The organism is Rhizobacter sp. P3_B12 (assembly GCF_056402895.1).
The window spans coordinates 1-883 of record NZ_JBFUGN010001550.1 but is presented as its reverse complement, the minus strand read 5'-3'; the positions used below and the strand labels follow the sequence as shown (position 1 = coordinate 883).

Below are 883 nucleotides of genomic sequence, written 5' to 3'. Positions count from 1 at the left end.
GGGCAGCGTGGCGGCGCTCGCCGTCGGGCAGCGGCTCGGCGCGGTGCTGTCGGACGGCCGAGCGACCGTGGACGTGATGCAAGTGACGTCATCGGACGCGCGCCTGCAACCCGCGTCGCCTCTGCCTACAATGCGCCCCACCTGACTCGATACCCGAAAGGAATTCGCATGGAACACACTCTGCCGCCGCTGCCGTACGCACAAGACGCCCTCGCTCCGCACCTGAGCAAGGAAACGCTCGAATACCACTACGGCAAGCACCACAACGCCTATGTGGTGAACCTGAACAACCTGCAGAAGGGCACCGAGTTCGAGTCCCTGAGCCTGGAAGAGATCATCAAGAAATCCTCCGGTGGCATCTACAACAATGCCGCGCAGATCTGGAACCACACCTTCTTCTGGAACGGCATGAAGCCGGCCGGCGGCGGCGAGCCCAAGGGCGCGCTGGCTGCGGCGATCACCGCGAAGTTCGGCAGCTATGCGTCGTTCAAGGAAGCCTTCACGAAGAGCGCCGTCGGCAACTTCGGTTCGGGCTGGACCTGGCTCGTGAAGAAGGCCGACGGCAGCGTCGACATCGTCAACATGGGCGCTGCCGGCACTCCGCTGACCACCGCCGACAAGGCACTGCTGACGATCGACGTGTGGGAGCATGCCTACTACATCGACTACCGCACCCTGCGCCCGAAGTTCGTCGAGACCTTCCTGACCTCGCTGGTCAACTGGGACTTCGCCGAGAAGAACTTCGTCTGAACGAGCGTTCGTCGCTCAGCAAAAAGCCGGTCCCTGGACCGGCTTTTTTCATGCGGTGATGCGCGGAGATGCGTGGGGACTCAGCGCCCGAACGGCGTCCCCGAGAGCTTGTCGCCGGCCTTGATGCCACGCC

The 883-nt window shown here is 63.6% G+C and carries 1 protein-coding gene; it reads left to right on the top strand.

Annotated elements, in window-relative coordinates; translation table 11 throughout:
- Positions 1-168: 168 nt before the first annotated feature.
- The gene (locus tag AC1D01_RS36795) at positions 169-750 is read left to right on the top strand and encodes a superoxide dismutase (protein ID WP_477874764.1); all 582 of its coding nucleotides are present in this window, start codon (positions 169-171) and stop codon (positions 748-750) included.
- The last annotated feature ends 133 nt before the right edge of the window (positions 751-883 follow it).

Coding starts and splice junctions, on each gene's coding strand:
- AC1D01_RS36795 (WP_477874764.1), top strand. CDS start 169: ATGGAACACACTCTGCCGCCGCTGCCGTACGCACAAGACGCCCTCGCT.